15 protein-coding genes are annotated in these 14,213 nt (G+C 65.4%); 2 read left to right on the top strand and 13 right to left on the bottom strand.

Annotated features, from left to right (window positions below; all coding sequences use genetic code 11):
• Positions 1 to 5 precede the first annotated feature (5 nt).
• The 13 genes from tatC to BUA41_RS04175 form a co-directional block, all read right to left on the bottom strand.
• Positions 6 to 785, bottom strand: a complete 780-nt coding sequence (gene tatC, locus BUA41_RS04235) for a twin-arginine translocase subunit TatC (RefSeq protein ID WP_072820020.1) — start codon at positions 783 to 785, stop codon at positions 6 to 8.
• Positions 782 to 1,240 carry a Sec-independent protein translocase protein TatB gene (tatB, locus tag BUA41_RS04230; RefSeq protein ID WP_072820019.1) on the bottom strand — a complete coding sequence of 153 codons (459 nt, stop codon included), beginning with the start codon at positions 1,238 to 1,240 and terminating at the stop codon, positions 782 to 784. The genes tatC and tatB overlap by 4 nt, the downstream gene beginning before the upstream one ends.
• Before the next feature lie 6 nt (positions 1,241 to 1,246).
• On the bottom strand, positions 1,247 to 1,519 hold the full coding sequence (gene tatA, locus BUA41_RS04225; RefSeq protein WP_072820018.1) for a Sec-independent protein translocase subunit TatA: 273 nt from the start codon (positions 1,517 to 1,519) through the stop codon (positions 1,247 to 1,249).
• A 28-nt stretch (positions 1,520 to 1,547) separates the two neighbouring features.
• Positions 1,548 to 1,886, bottom strand: a complete 339-nt coding sequence (locus tag BUA41_RS04220; protein ID WP_072820173.1) for a phosphoribosyl-ATP diphosphatase — start codon at positions 1,884 to 1,886, stop codon at positions 1,548 to 1,550.
• Between the two features lie 101 nt (positions 1,887 to 1,987).
• The gene (gene ubiB, locus BUA41_RS04215; protein WP_072820017.1) at positions 1,988 to 3,610 is read right to left on the bottom strand and encodes a ubiquinone biosynthesis regulatory protein kinase UbiB; all 1,623 of its coding nucleotides are present in this window, start codon (positions 3,608 to 3,610) and stop codon (positions 1,988 to 1,990) included.
• Positions 3,607 to 4,251, bottom strand: coding sequence for a ubiquinone biosynthesis accessory factor UbiJ (locus tag BUA41_RS04210; protein ID WP_072820016.1), 645 nt, complete (start codon positions 4,249 to 4,251; stop codon positions 3,607 to 3,609). The genes ubiB and BUA41_RS04210 overlap by 4 nt, the downstream gene beginning before the upstream one ends.
• A gap of 7 nt (positions 4,252 to 4,258) precedes the next feature.
• On the bottom strand, positions 4,259 to 5,005 hold the full coding sequence (gene ubiE / locus BUA41_RS04205) for a bifunctional demethylmenaquinone methyltransferase/2-methoxy-6-polyprenyl-1,4-benzoquinol methylase UbiE (protein ID WP_072820015.1): 747 nt from the start codon (positions 5,003 to 5,005) through the stop codon (positions 4,259 to 4,261).
• A gap of 113 nt (positions 5,006 to 5,118) precedes the next feature.
• Positions 5,119 to 5,502 carry a gamma-butyrobetaine hydroxylase family protein gene (locus BUA41_RS04200; RefSeq protein WP_072820171.1) on the bottom strand — a complete coding sequence of 128 codons (384 nt, stop codon included), beginning with the start codon at positions 5,500 to 5,502 and terminating at the stop codon, positions 5,119 to 5,121.
• Positions 5,503 to 5,552: 50 nt separating this feature from the next.
• The gene (gene hslU / locus BUA41_RS04195; RefSeq protein WP_072820014.1) at positions 5,553 to 6,881 is read right to left on the bottom strand and encodes an ATP-dependent protease ATPase subunit HslU; all 1,329 of its coding nucleotides are present in this window, start codon (positions 6,879 to 6,881) and stop codon (positions 5,553 to 5,555) included.
• Positions 6,882 to 6,888: 7 nt separating this feature from the next.
• Positions 6,889 to 7,407 carry an ATP-dependent protease subunit HslV gene (gene hslV, locus BUA41_RS04190; protein ID WP_072820013.1) on the bottom strand — a complete coding sequence of 173 codons (519 nt, stop codon included), beginning with the start codon at positions 7,405 to 7,407 and terminating at the stop codon, positions 6,889 to 6,891.
• A gap of 150 nt (positions 7,408 to 7,557) precedes the next feature.
• Positions 7,558 to 8,229 (bottom strand): SPOR domain-containing protein, encoded by a 672-nt coding sequence (locus BUA41_RS04185; RefSeq protein WP_072820012.1) that lies wholly within the window; start codon positions 8,227 to 8,229, stop codon positions 7,558 to 7,560.
• Positions 8,230 to 8,232: 3 nt separating this feature from the next.
• Positions 8,233 to 9,918, bottom strand: coding sequence for an arginine--tRNA ligase (gene argS / locus BUA41_RS04180; protein WP_072820011.1), 1,686 nt, complete (start codon positions 9,916 to 9,918; stop codon positions 8,233 to 8,235).
• A 158-nt stretch (positions 9,919 to 10,076) separates the two neighbouring features.
• The gene (locus BUA41_RS04175) at positions 10,077 to 12,314 is read right to left on the bottom strand and encodes a primosomal protein N' (protein WP_072820009.1); all 2,238 of its coding nucleotides are present in this window, start codon (positions 12,312 to 12,314) and stop codon (positions 10,077 to 10,079) included.
• A 152-nt stretch (positions 12,315 to 12,466) separates the two neighbouring features.
• Between BUA41_RS04175 and rpmE the strand changes: the two genes are divergently transcribed.
• Positions 12,467 to 12,682 (top strand): 50S ribosomal protein L31, encoded by a 216-nt coding sequence (gene rpmE / locus BUA41_RS04170; protein ID WP_072820007.1) that lies wholly within the window; start codon positions 12,467 to 12,469, stop codon positions 12,680 to 12,682.
• Positions 12,683 to 12,917: 235 nt separating this feature from the next.
• Entirely contained in the window at positions 12,918 to 14,189 is a 1,272-nt protein-coding gene (locus tag BUA41_RS04165) for a malic enzyme-like NAD(P)-binding protein (protein ID WP_072820005.1), read from the top strand.
• Positions 14,190 to 14,213: the final 24 nt, after the last annotated feature.

The following is a 14,213-nucleotide window of genomic DNA, read 5'->3' as shown; positions in this document are numbered from 1 at the left end:
GGCGCTCAGTCGGCGTCCTCTTCTTCCTGCTGTCTTCGGCGTCGTACGATGCGACCGAACAGGATGCCGATCTCGTAGAGCAGCCACATGGGCACGGCCAGCAGGCTCTGGGAGATGACGTCCGGCGGGGTCATCAGCATGCCCACCACGAAACAGCCCAGGATGATATACGGACGTTTCCTCGACAGGCTCTCGACGGTGGTCGCCCCGGTCCAGATCATCAGGAAGGTGGCGATGGGGATCTCGAAGGCGACCCCGAAGGCGAAGAACAGCTTGAGAACGAAGTTGAGGTACTGGTTGATGTCCGTCATCACCGCAACGTTTTCCGGCCCGGTGTGCACGAAGAAGTCGAACAGCAACGGGAACACCGCGTAGTAGGCGAAGGCTGCCCCCCCGTAGAAGAGCAGCACGCTCGATACCAGCAGGGGCACCGCGAGAACCTTCTCGTTCTCGTAGAGGCCCGGCGCGATGAAGGCCCAGAGCTGGTGCAGCACGAACGGCACGGCGACGAATACCGCGACCACCAGGGTCAGCTTGAAGGGGGCCAGGAAGGGGGAGGCGACCTCGGTGGCGATCATCTGCGAGCCTTCCGGCAGCAGGGCCATCAACGGGTCGGCGACGAAGGTGTAGATGTCGTTCGAAAACGCATAGAGGCCGAGGAAGATCACCAGCACCGCGACCACCGCCCGCATCAGGCGCGAGCGCAGCTCGATCAGGTGCTCGATCAACGGTGCCTGGGGGGGATCTTCCGGTGTCTTGTCGCGCGGGGAGGGGGCGTCACTCATCGCGGTGTGGCATCCTTGTCGTCGGCAGAGGGGGTGCCGGAGACCGAGGTCGAGGGGGTGACGGGCTCATGCTCGGCCGCCTCGGCACTGGCGCTAGAGGCGGCTTCGGCGTTTGGCTGCCGATCCGCCTGCGCCGGCGGGCTGGTGTCATCCCGCGCCTGAGGCGTCTTCTGGGGGTCGGCTTCGGCGCCCGAGGACTCGATATAGCTCTCGACGTTCTTGCGGGTCCTGTCGAGACCGCTGTTGATGCTTTTCTGGTGTTCCTCGAGCTTCTGGCGCAGCTCCTCCGCCTCCAGCTGGGCGTTGATTTCACGCTGCATGCCGGAAACGGTGCGCTTGATCTTGCCGATCCACAGTCCGGCGGTACGCGCCGCCTTGGGCAGCCGCTCGGGACCGAGCACCAGCAAGGCGACCACGCCGATGATCAGCAGTTCGAGAAAGCCGATGTCGAACATGCGGGATTATTTCCGCTCTTCCTTGTCTTCGACGCGCTCGCCGCTGCGTTGTTCGGGTTTGACGTCGTAGGTCTCGCCCTGCTCATCGTGGCGGACTTGGCGCTGGGTGGTGTCGTCCTTTTCCTTGTCGCCCTTGTCGTCTTCGCTCATGGCCTTCTTGAAGCCCTTCACGGCGCCTCCCAGATCGCCACCCACGTTGCGCAGCTTCTTGGTGCCGAAGATCAGGATAATGATGCCGAGCACGATCAGCAGTTGCCAGATACTGATACCACCTAACATGTAACGCTCTCCCAGGGGCGGGCCCCATTCATTCAGACGTGCGGGCGGCCTTTTCGTCCAACCCGGAAATACCGAAACGGCGTGCCAGCTCCTCGAGCACCGGTCGATGATCGATGCCGAGATGCGACAACATCACCAGGCTATGAAACCACAGGTCGGCGGTTTCGGCGACCACTGCCTGATGATTCTCGTCAAGGTCGGCGGCACTATCCTTCGCGGCGAGTATGGTTTCGGTCGCTTCCTCGCCGACCTTCTCGAGGATCTTGTTGAGCCCCTTGGCGTGCAGTGACGCCACGTAGGAGGAGTCGGGGTCGGCGTGGCGTCGCTGTTCGAGTACCTCGCCGAGTCGATCGAGTATATCGCTCACCTGCAAACGCTCCCGTGAGATCGAAAGTGTAGGACATGGGAGGCGCTGGATAAATCGACGTGCGGCACAAGCAAGAGGCGCAGGCCTTCATCCAGTGTTCCCTAGCGCGAGGCCAGCAGCAGTGCCCCCAGCCCGGCGGCGATCACTACCGGCCAGGGTTGCTGCACGGCCCATTGGACAAGCGGCTGCCAGGCGAGTGCCAGGGCCAGGAGCAACACCCCCAGGCGCAGGCGGCGATCGCGTCGCGCCTTGTGCGCCAGCTGGCGGCGCATGCCGACGATGGCCTCGGCCTGCAGGTGGCGCTGGCGCTGCTCGCGTTCCACGTGGGACAGCGCATGATGCGCCAGTACCGGCAGTTCCGGCAACTGGCGACTGAGTTCCGGCGCCTGCTTCTTCAGCGATTCCCACAATCCGCGGGGGCCGGCACGCTCCTTCATCCAGCGTTCCAGATAGGGTCGGGCGGTGCTCCACAGGTCCAGATCGGGATAGAGTTGCCGACCCAGGCCCTCGATGTTGAGCAGCGTCTTCTGCAATAGCACCAGTTGCGGCTGGACCTCCATGTTGAAGCGACGGGCCGTCTGGAAGAGCCCCAGCAGCACCTGACCGAAGGATATCTCCTTGAGGGGGCGTTCGAGGATCGGCTCGCAGACCGTGCGAATCGCCGCGGCGAACTCGTTGGCTCGGGTGCCCTCGCCGACCCAGCCCGACTCGATGTGCAACGCCGCGACCTCGTAGTAGTCCTGGTGGAAGAAGGCCAGCAGGTTGCGGGCCAGGTAGTCCTGGTCCTCCCGGGTCAGGCTGCCGACGATGCCGCAGTCGATGGCGATGTACTGCGGGTCCTCGGGATGATCGCAATTGACGAAGATGTTGCCCGGGTGCATGTCGGCGTGGAAGAAATTGTCGCGAAACACCTGGGTGAAGAAGATCTCCACGCCTCGCTCGGCGAGCCGGCGCAAGTCGGTGCCCTGGGCTTGCAGTGCCTGCATGTCGGCCACCGGGACACCATAGATGCGCTCCTGGACCATTACCCGCTGGCGGGTCAGGGGCCAGTGGATGCCCGGGACGTAGAGCAGGGGGGAGTGCTTGAAGTTGCGCTTGAGCTGGGAGGTGTTGGCGGCCTCCTTGCGCAGGTCGAGCTCGTCGAAGAGGGTGGACTCGTAGTCGGCCACCACCTCGACGGGGCGCAGCCGGCGTGCCTCGGGAACCCTCCTGAGGAGCCGGGCGAAGCTGTAGAGCAGGCCGATGTCCTTGCGCATCACGTGTTCGATACGCGGGCGAATCACCTTGACCACCACCTCTTCGCCGCTGTGCAGGCGTGCCGCATGCACCTGGGCGATCGAGGCCGAGGCCATGGGGTCGGTGTCGAACCGGGCGAAGTGGGTCTCGATCGTGCATTCGAGCTCCTCTTCGACGAGGGCGCGTGCCTGCCGGCCGGGGAAGGGAGGGACCTGGTCCTGCAGGCGCCTGAGTTCGTCGGCGATATCCGGTGGCAGCAGGTCGCGGCGGGTGGAGAGCATCTGGCCAAACTTGACGAAGACCGGCCCCAGGGCCTCCAGGGCCAGGCGCAGCCGCTTGCCTCGGGAATGCGGGCCGGTGGGTACGAGACGCAGGGGCGAGAAGCGAAAGACCAGGCGCAGGAAGAGGGGGAGGCGCTCCAGGGGCAGCAGGGTATCCAGACGAAAGCGGGTCACCACCCAGAAAATGCGTAGCAGTCGCAGATTCACGCGATGTCCTTCTGACGAGAGGCAAGCTTGCGCTGCAATCGGTTCACGCGGGCCTCGAGACGGTCGGTAGCGATTTCGAGCTCGGTCAGATAGTCGCGCAGTGCCTCGCGTTGCCCCTGGCCGGGGAGCAGGCGCGCCTCTTCGAAGACGAAGTCGGCGATGTCGGCACGCAGCTCGCGCTGACTGCGCAGGCCGAAGCGAGCAAAGCGCCGCATGCCCTCCGCCAGGCTGTGACCGGGCTGGTCGCCGAACCACTCCGCCAGCGCCCCTTCCCAGTCGAGGTCGATGTCCATCAACAGGGTGCGCGCGCCTTCCAGCAAGGCGATCTCGCCGCGCACCGCCAGGCGCCCGGAGAACATCAGATGTTCCAGTGATTCGCCGCCCAGCAGCGCGCTCAGGGCATCGCTGTCGATTTCGACGATGGCGTCGGCGTCGCTCTCCTCGGCCTGATCCGGACGCAACAGGGTCAGGCCGCGCTCGTCGAAGCCCATCAGCAGATCGAAGCGCGGTCTTTCCAGGCGCAGCAGCAGCCGCTTGCCGGCCAGCCGGCGCAGACGCGAGGGGGCGGCGGGGTCCCGGGCGAGCAGGGCGTTCAGCGTGCTTTCGGCGCAGCCGAGCAGTAGTGTGGACGTCAGCGACATCGGATCCTCACAGCTTGATGCCGCGGTGGAGGGCGACGATGCCTCCGGTCATGTTGGTGTACTCGACGCGCTCGAGCCCCGCGGCTTCCATCATCCCCTTGAGCGTTTCCTGATCAGGGTGCATGCGGATGGATTCGGCCAGATAGCGATAGCTGTCGGCATCGTTGGCGACCCATTCGCCCATCCTGGGCAGCACGTTGAAGGAGTAGTTGTCGTAGACCCTGGAGAGCAGGGCATTCGGCGGTTTGGAGAACTCCAGGATCAGCAGGCGGCCGGCGGGCTTGAGCACCCGGGTCATCGAGCGCAGCGCAGCCTCCTTGTCGGTGACGTTGCGCAGCCCGAAGGCGATGGTGATGCAGTCGAAGCTGTTGTCGGGAAACGGCAGGCGCTCGGCATTGGCCTGGACGTATTCGACATTGTCGCCGACCCCGTGATCGAGAAGCTTGTCACGGCCCACCTCGAGCATCGAGCGGTTGATGTCGGCCAGTACCACGCGACCCTTGGGGCCGACCAGGCGGGAGAACTTGAGGGTCAGATCGCCGGTGCCGCCGGCGATGTCGAGCACCTGGTGGCCGCGGCGAACCCCGGCCCGTTCCAGGGTCACGCGCTTCCACAGGCGGTGAATGCCCAGCGACATGAGGTCATTCATGACGTCGTAGCGGGCAGCCACCGAATGAAAGACATCCGCCACTCGGGCGGCCTTCTCTTCGACCGCTACCTCCTGGTAGCCGAAGTGGGTCGTGCGTTTGTCCATGTCGGTCCTTGCTGGGGCGCGAGCCAAAAAACGAAAGTGGCGATATTGTAGCCTCGCGTGAGCGTATTTGTCTTTCGTTCGCTCTCGTGGTGGCGAGAGACACTTCGTCACTTTCACAGCTGCTTGAGGGGGATGCCCAGCGGTTCCCGGGAGGCCTTGGCCTCTTCCAGGCGGCGCAGGTAGTCGGCCCAGTTGGCTTGCTGGTGGGTGGCCAGATCGTAGAGGTAGTCCCAGCTGTAGAGGCCCGTGTCGTGACCGTCGTCGAAGTGCAGCTTGAGGGCATAGCGGCCGGCCTGGGTGATGTTCTTCAGGCCGACGTATTTCATGCCCGTCTGCAGGGTCGCGGTATCGGGGCCGTGGCCGCGCACCTCGGCGGAAGGCGAGAAGACCCGCAGGTACTCGGCGCTCAAGCGGTAGTTCTCGCCGTTGGGGTAGCCCAGCTCGAGCTCGCGGGCCTGCTGGTGGTAGTGCACGCGGGTGGGGATGGGAGCGCTCATCTTGGTCTCCTGAAGGAGCGGCGAACAGACGATGCTCGCCGCACGATGCATCAGAGAATATACCGCGACAGGTCTTCGTCCATCGCCAGCTCGCCGAGCTGGGAGTTGACGTAGTCCGTGTCGATGACCAGCGGGCCGGTCATGTCGCCGCCCTGGAACGAGGCCTCCTCGAGCAGGCGCTCCATCACCGTGTGCAGGCGCCGGGCGCCGATGTTCTCGGTGCCTTCGTTGACCTGATAGGCGATCTCGGCGATGCGTTCGATGCCGTCGTCGGTGAACTCGATCGTCAGCCCCTCCGTGGCCATCAGCGCCTGATACTGCTTGGTCAGTGACGCGGAGGGTTCGGTGAGGATGCGCCGGAAGTCTTCCGGGGTCAGTGCCTCGAGCTCGACGCGAATCGGCAGGCGGCCCTGGAGCTCGGGAATCAGGTCCGACGGCTTGGAGAGGTGGAAGGCCCCCGAGGCGATGAACAGGATGTGGTCGGTCTTGATCATGCCGTGCTTGGTCGACACCGTCGAACCCTCGATCAGCGGCAGCAGGTCGCGCTGCACGCCTTCCCGGGAGACATCGGTGCCGCCGGATTCACCCCGCTTGGCGACCTTGTCGAGCTCGTCGAGGAAGACGATGCCGTTCTCTTCCACCGCTGCGATGGCGCGACGCTTGATCTCCTCGTCGTTGACCAGCTTGGCGGCTTCCTCGTCGCGCAAGAGCTGCCAGGCGTCCTTGACCGCCACTCGCTTGGTCTCGGTCTTCTGTCGCCCCAGGTTGGAGAACATGCTCTGCAGCTGGCTGGTCATCTCCTCCATGCCCGGCGGGGTCATGATATCGATGCCGGCGGACTGGGGGGTGATCTCGATGTCGATCTCCTTGTCGTCGAGCTGACCCTCGCGAAGCTTCTTGCGGAAGAGCTGACGGGTCGAGGAGTCGTCCCGGCCGCTGTCGTATTCGCTGCCCCTCGGGCGCGGCAGCAGGGCATCGAGGATACGATCCTCCGCGGCATCGTCGGCCTTGTGGCGTACCTCTTCCTTGGCCTGTTCGCGGACCATCTTGATCGCCATCTCCATCAGATCGCGCACGATGGACTCGACGTCGCGCCCCACGTAGCCGACCTCGGTGAACTTGGTGGCCTCGATCTTGATGAACGGTGCCCGGGCGAGCTTGGCCAGGCGGCGGGCGATCTCGGTCTTGCCCACCCCGGTGGGACCGATCATCAGGATGTTCTTGGGGGTCACCTCGGGGCGCAGGGTGTCGTCGAGCTGCATGCGCCGCCAGCGGTTGCGCAATGCGATGGCCACGGCGCGCTTGGCGTCGTGCTGGCCGATGATGTACTGGTCCAGCGCATGGACGATTTCACGGGGCGTCATCTGGGATTGGGACATGATGGGCCTAGAGCTCTTCGAGCGTGATGTGGTGATTGGTGTAGACACAGATGTCGGCGGCGATGTTCAGCGCCTTCTCGGTGATTTCCCGGGCGCCGATCTCGGTGTTCTCCAGCAGTGCCCGGGCCGCGGCCAGGGCGTAGTTGCCGCCGGAACCGATGGCGATGATGCCGCGCTCGGGCTCGACCACGTCGCCATTGCCGGTGATGATCAGCGAGGCATGCTTGTCGGCCACCACCAGCATCGCCTCGAGGCGGCGCAGGGCACGGTCGGTGCGCCAGTCCTTGGCCAGTTCGACGGCGGCCTTGACCAGGTGCCCCTGGTGCTTCTCCAGTTGAGCCTCGAAACGCTCGAACAGCGTGAAGGCGTCGGCGGTGCCGCCGGCGAAACCGGCCAGCACCTGGCCACGGTAGAGGCGGCGCACCTTGCTCGCATTGCCCTTCATCACCGTATCGCCGAGTGACACCTGGCCATCGCCGGCCAGGGCCACCTGATCGCCGCGGCGCACGGACACGATCGTCGTCATGTTTGGAAAACTCCCTCGAGGCGGGATCGCTCCCACCCGGTGACTTTGGGCGCCCGTTCGTGAAACACACGCCCGTTACGCAATCACCCTAGGAAGTGCGGGTGGCGGGCAGGAAAATCAAGCATTGCCAGGACTAAGGGGGCTAGAACTTCAGTCCTGCAACCTGATCATCAACGGCTCGATCCCCTGGGTCACCATCAGGTCCTGGGCACGGTTGAGCTCCCGGGTGTCCTGGTAGGGGCCGACCTGAACGCGATGCCAGGTCTGGTTGCCCTGGGCCTTGACCTCGGTGATCTTGGCCAGCAGGCCGAAGTCCTTGAGCCGACCTGCCAGACGCTTGGCATCGGCGGCGTTCTTGAACGAGGCCGCCTGCAGCATGTAGCTGCCACCTTGGTCCGCAGCGACCCTGGGCTCCTTGACGGCCGAGTCGCTTTCGACCACGTCGGCGACCGCCGCGGTCGCCGGGGTGCCCTGCACGTCGTCGACCTTGGGGGCGATGACCTCGGATTCCGGCAGCAGGGTGTAGAACTCGAAGGTCGGCATGCGAGCCTCTTCCTCGGCGGCCGCCCGGTCGTCGTCGGATGCGGCCTGTCGCGAGGCGCCCTGAGTGCTGGTGGGCTTGGGCACCACGGTGGCCATGGGCGGGGCGGTCTCCTGGAAGTACTGCGACAACGCAAAGCCGGCGATGAGCCCGCCGAGCCCCCACAACCAGCCGGGTATGCTCACGCCACCGCCCTGCTTCTTGCGTGGGGAGCGTCGCGTGGTCGCGCCCTTGGGACGTGGGCGCTGGCTCGACCTGCGGGTCGTCGTGCGGCTGGCCATGGCTTACATTTCCTCCGGGGCACCGACACCCAGCAGGTCCAGGCCGTTGCGGATCACCTGACGGGTCGCCAGGCCCAGCGCCAGGCGTGCATTGCGCAAGGCGTCGTCGTCGACCATGACCTTGACGGCGTTGTAGCAGGTATGGAAATCCGCAGCGAGCTCCTGCAGGTACTGGGCGATCTGCTGGGGTTCGCGACTGGCCGCGGCATGCGCCACCACCTCCGGAAAGCGGGCGAGGCGATTCATCAGTGCCTTTTCCTGCTCTTCCTCGAGCAGCGCCAGGTGCTGCCTGGCCAGTTCGAGGTCGAAGGGTCGTCCATCGACGTCTGCCTTGCGCATCACGCTGCACACCCGGGCATGGGCATACTGGATGTAGTAGACCGGGTTGTCGTTGGACCGGGAACGGGCCAGGTCGATGTCGAAGGTGAGCTGCGAGTCGGCACGTCGGGCGGCGAGGAAATAGCGGGTGGCATCGCGCCCTACCTCGTCGATCAAGTCGCGCAGGGTGACGTAGCTGCCGGCCCGCTTGGAAAGCTTCACCTCCACCCCCGAGCGGGTCACCAGCACCATCTGGTGCAGCACGTAGTCCGGCCATCCCTCGGGGATGCCGACCTCGAGGGCCTGCAGGCCGGCGCGCACCCGGGTCACCGTGGAGTGGTGGTCGGCGCCCTGTTCGTCGACCACCCGGGCGAAGCCGCGCTGCCACTTGTCGAGGTGGTAGGCCACGTCGGGAACGAAATAGGTATAGTCGCCGTCCCGCTTGCGCATGACGCGATCCTTGTCGTCGCCGAAGTCCGTGGTGCGCAGCCACAGGGCGCCATCCTCCTCGTAGGCATGGCCACGATCGACGAGCCGCTGCACCGTCTCTTCGACCTTGCCGTCGCGGTACAGCGAGGACTCCAGGAAGTAGACGTCGAACTCGACACCGAAGGCCTTGAGGTCGAGGTCCTGTTCGCGGCGCAGGTAGGCCACCGCGAAGCGGCGTATGGCCTCGCGATCCTCGGGATCGGCGGCCGCGGTGACGTGCTGGTCGTCGGCATCGACGGTGTCGCCGGCGAGATAACTCTCGGCGATGTCGCGGATGTAGTCGCCGCGATAGCCGTCCTCGGGCCAGGCGTCATCTTCCGGTGTCAGCCCCTTGATGCGAGCCTGCACCGACAGGGCCAGGTTGGTGATCTGGGCGCCGGCATCGTTGTAATAGAATTCCCGGGTCACCTCGAAGCCGGTCGCTTCCAGAAGGCGGCACAGACAATCGCCGATCGCCGCACCGCGGCCGTGGCCCACGTGCAGGGGGCCGGTGGGGTTGGCCGAGACGAATTCCACCTGCACCTTCTCGCCGGCACCCGCCAGGCTGCGCCCGAAGCTGTCGCCGGCATCGAGCACCGTCGGCACGATCTGGGCCACCGCGTCGGTGGCGGCAAAGAAGTTGATGAAGCCGGGACCGGCAATCTCGACCTTCTCCACGGCGGCGCTCGTCGGCAGGGCCTCGATCAGGGCTTCGGCGAGCTCACGTGGCTTCCTGCGCGACGGCTTGGCCAGCAGCATGGCCAGGTTGCTGGCGTAATCGCCGTGGGCCTTGTCCCGGGTCGCCTCGACCTTGAACGTCGGGTGGACATCGTCGGGCACGATTCCTTGCTGCTTGAGCGTGGCAAGTGCTTGGTCGAGCAGTGAAGTGATGGTGTCTTTCATGAGGATGCGTGCGGTGTCCTGTCGCCCTGGCGAATGGTCGACGATGCGCCGTGGGCGTCGATGCGGCAGCGAGGGATCGTCGTTCGTCAAACGTAGTCGGCCATTATCGACAATTGCCGACCGGCTTTAAACCTCTAAGGCCTTCCTGGGGCAAGTTCCTAGCTGAGGGTCTGTGGATCGATGTCGATCGACCAGCGCACGCGCCGCGCCTCGCGGGAGCGTTCGAGCCAGTCGGCCAGAAAGGCGCTGGCTTCGTGCAGCGAACTGCGCCTGGCCGCCGAGAGCATCAGCTGCACATGGTAGCGGTTCTGGCGACGCTCCATGGGGGCGGGCGCCGGCCCCAGGCAGTTCACGTCCAGGCTGCGTTGACCGAGCCAGGCGCGCAGGGCGGTGGCCGCGGAGCCGGCGAGGGCGGTGGCCTCGGCTTCCTGGGGGCTTTCGAAGCGTATCAGTGCCATGCGGCGATAGGGGGGGAGGGCGGCCAGCCGGCGCTCTTCCAGCAGCATCTCGGCCAGGGCGTCGTAGCCGCTCTCCGCCAGCAGGCGCAGGTGAGGGTCGTCGGGATGCAGGGTCTGCACCATCACCCGGCCCGGGCGTTCGGCGCGCCCGGCGCGTCCCGCCACCTGGGTCAGCAGCTGGGCGCTGTGTTCCAGGGCGCGGAAGTCGCTGGCATAGAGCCCGGCATCGGCATTGACCACGACCACCAGCGTGACGTGGGGCAGATGATGCCCCTTGGCCAGCATCTGCGTCCCGATCAGCAGACAGGGTTCACCGCGATGCACCTCGGCAAACATCTGTTCGAGGGCGTCCTTGCGGCGGGTGCTGTCGCGGTCGATACGATGCACCGGCACCTTCGGGAACAGGGCGGAGAGGGCTTCCTCGCTGCGTTCGGTACCTGTGCCCAGCGGGCGCAGGTCGGCGCTGGCGCAATCGGGACAGGCCTCGGGAAGCCTCGACTGACGTTCGCAATGGTGGCAGATCAGGCGAGGCGGCTGGCGATGCAGGGTCATGCGGGCATCGCAGTGACGACATTCGGCCAGCCAGCCGCAGGCATGACAGGCCAGTGTCGGTGCGAAGCCGCGCCGGTTGATGAACACCAGCACCTGGCTGCCGGCGTCGAGCGTGTTGCCGATGGCCTCGATGCAGGGCGGTATCAGGCCGCCCTGGGTCGGCCGGCCACGCAGATCGACGAGTTCGAGCCTGGCCGGGGCATGGTGGCTGGCGCGCCGGGTCAGGAAAAGATGACGGTAGTGACCGCTGCGTGCCTGCACCAGGCTTTCGAGGGATGGGGTGGCACTGCCCAGCACCACCGGGATGTCGTCACGCTGGGCACGCACGATGGCCAGGTCCCGGGCGTGGTAGCGCAGCCCGTCCTGCTGCTTGAAGGAGTTGTCGTGCTCCTCGTCGACCACGATGACCCCGGGCCGCGCCAAGGGGGTGAAGACGGCGGAACGCGTGCCGATGACGATGGGCGCGCGGCCCGCCCGGGCTGCTTCCCAGGCATCCAGGCGCTCCGCCTCGGTCAGTCCGGAGTGCAAGGCCACCACCGGGACGCGGAAGCGCCGGCGGAAGCGGGCCAGGGTCTGGGGGGTGAGCCCGATCTCGGGTACCAGCACCAGCGCCTGGCGACCCCTGGCGATGACCGCCTCGATCAGTTGCAGATAGACCTCGGTCTTGCCGCTGCCGGTCACGCCTTGCAGCAGGCAGGCATGAAAACGGTCGAGCTCCTGATGCAGCGCGGCCAGGGCGCCGGCCTGCTCACGATTGAGCACCAGGGCCGGCTCGGCCAGCAGGCCACCCCCCGAAGGCGCCGCGCTGGCGGTGAGCGGTTCTTCCCGGCACTCCGCCAGCCCCTTGTCGGCCAGCCCCTTCAACTGGGCACGGCCGAAGCCCTGGGCGCTGATCACCGAACCGATGACACCCCTCGGGTGCTGGCGCAGCAGTTCGAGCAGTTCTGCCTGGCGCCGCGCGCGTCCCAGGCGGCTAGTCTCGGCATCCCGACCGGCAGCGGTCACGCGCCAGCGCTCCCGGGTGCGGGCTTCCAGGGGGCGCCCCTGGCGCAACAGCACCGGCAGGGCCTGATGCAGGGTGTCTCCCAGCGGGTGTTGGTAATAACGCGCGGTGAAATGGCATAGCCAGAGCCAGTCGGCGGGCAGCGGATCGCTGTCCAGGCAGGCGCTGACGGGCTTGAGCGCACTGAACTCGAAGTCGCTGGTGTCGCGGCACTCGACGATGATGCCGATCACCTCGCGACGGCCCAGGGGCACGCGAACACGCAGCCCGGGTCGCCAGCCACCGGAGGGGCCGGAAGGGCAGGGGCGATAGTCGAACAGCCTGCGCAGGGGGGTGGGCACAGCGACGCCGAGCACCCTGGGAGCAAAGGATGGCGCTGACAATTTGTCTCCGGCAATAGCTCTGCTACAATGTGCACCCTTCGAGCGGCCGGGGCCGTTGCCATCGGGCGCTCAGGGGAAACCGGTTATCTCACAACCCGTGTGCGGTGCCTGGCCTGGACCAGGTGGCGGCATACAGCTCAATGAGGCTTCAGATGAAACAAGGTATCCATCCGGATTACAAGAAGGTCACCGCGACCTGCTCCTGCGGTGCCACTCACGAGATCGGCACCACCGCTGGCGAAGATTTCTTCGTGGATGTTTGCTCCAATTGCCACCCGTTCTACACTGGCAAACAGAAGCAGGCGACCACCGGCGGCCGTGTCGAGCGTTTCAACAAGCGTTTCGGCGCCGCCATGAAGCGTAACTGATCTGCGTTATGCTTGGACCGACGAGACCCGCCTGCCATGGCGGGTTTTTTCGTGCAGTGCATCGGCGAGCGAGCCTGACGCTGGCTCGGGTGGCAGAAAGTTGGCGTGTTTCTTGGAAATGGTTTCTGTATTTTGCGAATAATTTATAATAATCAGAAAGTTAAGCGTCGTTGTTATATGAGCTTTTTTTCTATACTCTGAACGAGAATTCCTCGCGGCCAACCGGACAGCACTCATGACAGACGCTAAGAAGCAAGCGGCGCTCGATTATCACTCCCAGCCGATACCGGGTAAATTGTCGATCGAAATCACCAAGCCGACCACCTCTGCCAAGCATCTGTCGATGGCGTACAGCCCGGGCGTTGCCGAACCCGTGCGGGAAATCGCCAGGGACCCCGAAAATGCCTACCTCTACACCGGCAAGGGGAACCTGGTGGCGGTCATCTCCGACGGCACGGCGATACTGGGACTCGGCAATCTCGGGGCTCTCGCCAGCAAGCCGGTCATGGAAGGCAAGGGGGTGCTGTTCAAGCGCTTTGCCGGCATCAATTCGGTGGATATCGAGATCAATGCCGAAAGCCCCCAGGCCTTCATCGATACCGTGGCACGCATCGCCGATACCTGGGGAGGCATCAACCTCGAGGACATCAAGGCCCCGGAATGCTTCGAGATCGAGCGCACCCTGATCGAGCGCTGCAGCATTCCGGTCTTCCACGACGACCAGCACGGCACGGCCATCGTCACGGCGGCGGGCATGCTCAACGCCCTGGACGTCGCCGGCAAGCGGATCGAGCAGGCACGCATCGTCTGCCTGGGCGCCGGCTCGGCGGCCATCGCCTGCATGAAACTGCTGGTGTCCTGCGGGGCCCGGGCCGAGAACATCTACATGATCGATCGCAAGGGCGTGATCCACAGCGGTCGCAGCGACCTCAATCAGTACAAGGCGATGTTCGCCACCCAGACGCCACTGCGGACCCTCGATGAAGCGATCGAGGGTGCCGATGTGTTCGTCGGCCTCTCGGGCCCCAATCTGCTGAGTCCCGAGCAGCTCTCGAAAATGGCCGCCAATCCGGTGGTCTTCGCCTGTTCCAATCCGGACCCGGAAATTCACCCCGATGTGGCCGACGAGACCCGCAGTGACGTGATCATGGCCACCGGGCGTTCCGACTATCCCAACCAGGTCAACAACGTGCTGGGGTTTCCGTTCATCTTCCGGGGCGCTCTGGATGTGCGTGCGACGCGCATCAACGAGGAGATGAAGATCGCCGCGGTGCACGCCATCAAGGACCTGGCGCGCGAGCCGGTGCCCCGGGAGGTGCTCGAGGCCTACGAGGTCGAGTCGCTGGAATTCGGGCCCGGCTACATCATTCCCACGCCCCTGGATGCGCGTCTGCTCGACCGGGTTTCCTCCGCCGTTGCCCAGGCCGCGGTGGATTCCGGGGTGGCGCGGCGCCCCTATCCCGCCCACTATCCCCTGACGAGCGTCGATGACGTCTACGGGAACTGATCGAACCCCGCCGGGAAGCGGGCA

The organism is Modicisalibacter ilicicola DSM 19980 (assembly GCF_900128925.1).
Taxonomy (GTDB): Bacteria; Pseudomonadota; Gammaproteobacteria; order Pseudomonadales; family Halomonadaceae; genus Modicisalibacter; species Modicisalibacter ilicicola.
This window is presented reverse-complemented; position numbering and strand designations above follow the sequence as displayed.

Bases quoted from the DNA above. Each gene is read 5' to 3' on its own strand.
- tatC (WP_072820020.1), bottom strand. From the start codon at position 785: ATGAGTGACGCCCCCTCCCCGCGCGACAAGACACCGGAAGATCCCCCC.
- tatB (WP_072820019.1), bottom strand. From the start codon at position 1,240: ATGTTCGACATCGGCTTTCTCGAACTGCTGATCATCGGCGTGGTCGCC.
- tatA (WP_072820018.1), bottom strand. From the start codon at position 1,519: ATGTTAGGTGGTATCAGTATCTGGCAACTGCTGATCGTGCTCGGCATC.
- BUA41_RS04210 (WP_072820016.1), bottom strand. From the start codon at position 4,251: ATGTCGCTGACGTCCACACTACTGCTCGGCTGCGCCGAAAGCACGCTG.
- ubiE (WP_072820015.1), bottom strand. From the start codon at position 5,005: ATGGACAAACGCACGACCCACTTCGGCTACCAGGAGGTAGCGGTCGAA.
- BUA41_RS04200 (WP_072820171.1), bottom strand. From the start codon at position 5,502: ATGAGCGCTCCCATCCCCACCCGCGTGCACTACCACCAGCAGGCCCGC.
- hslU (WP_072820014.1), bottom strand. From the start codon at position 6,881: ATGTCCCAATCCCAGATGACGCCCCGTGAAATCGTCCATGCGCTGGAC.
- hslV (WP_072820013.1), bottom strand. From the start codon at position 7,407: ATGACGACGATCGTGTCCGTGCGCCGCGGCGATCAGGTGGCCCTGGCC.
- BUA41_RS04185 (WP_072820012.1), bottom strand. From the start codon at position 8,229: ATGGCCAGCCGCACGACGACCCGCAGGTCGAGCCAGCGCCCACGTCCC.
- argS (WP_072820011.1), bottom strand. From the start codon at position 9,918: ATGAAAGACACCATCACTTCACTGCTCGACCAAGCACTTGCCACGCTC.
- rpmE (WP_072820007.1), top strand. From the start codon at position 12,467: ATGAAACAAGGTATCCATCCGGATTACAAGAAGGTCACCGCGACCTGC.
- BUA41_RS04165 (WP_072820005.1), top strand. From the start codon at position 12,918: ATGACAGACGCTAAGAAGCAAGCGGCGCTCGATTATCACTCCCAGCCG.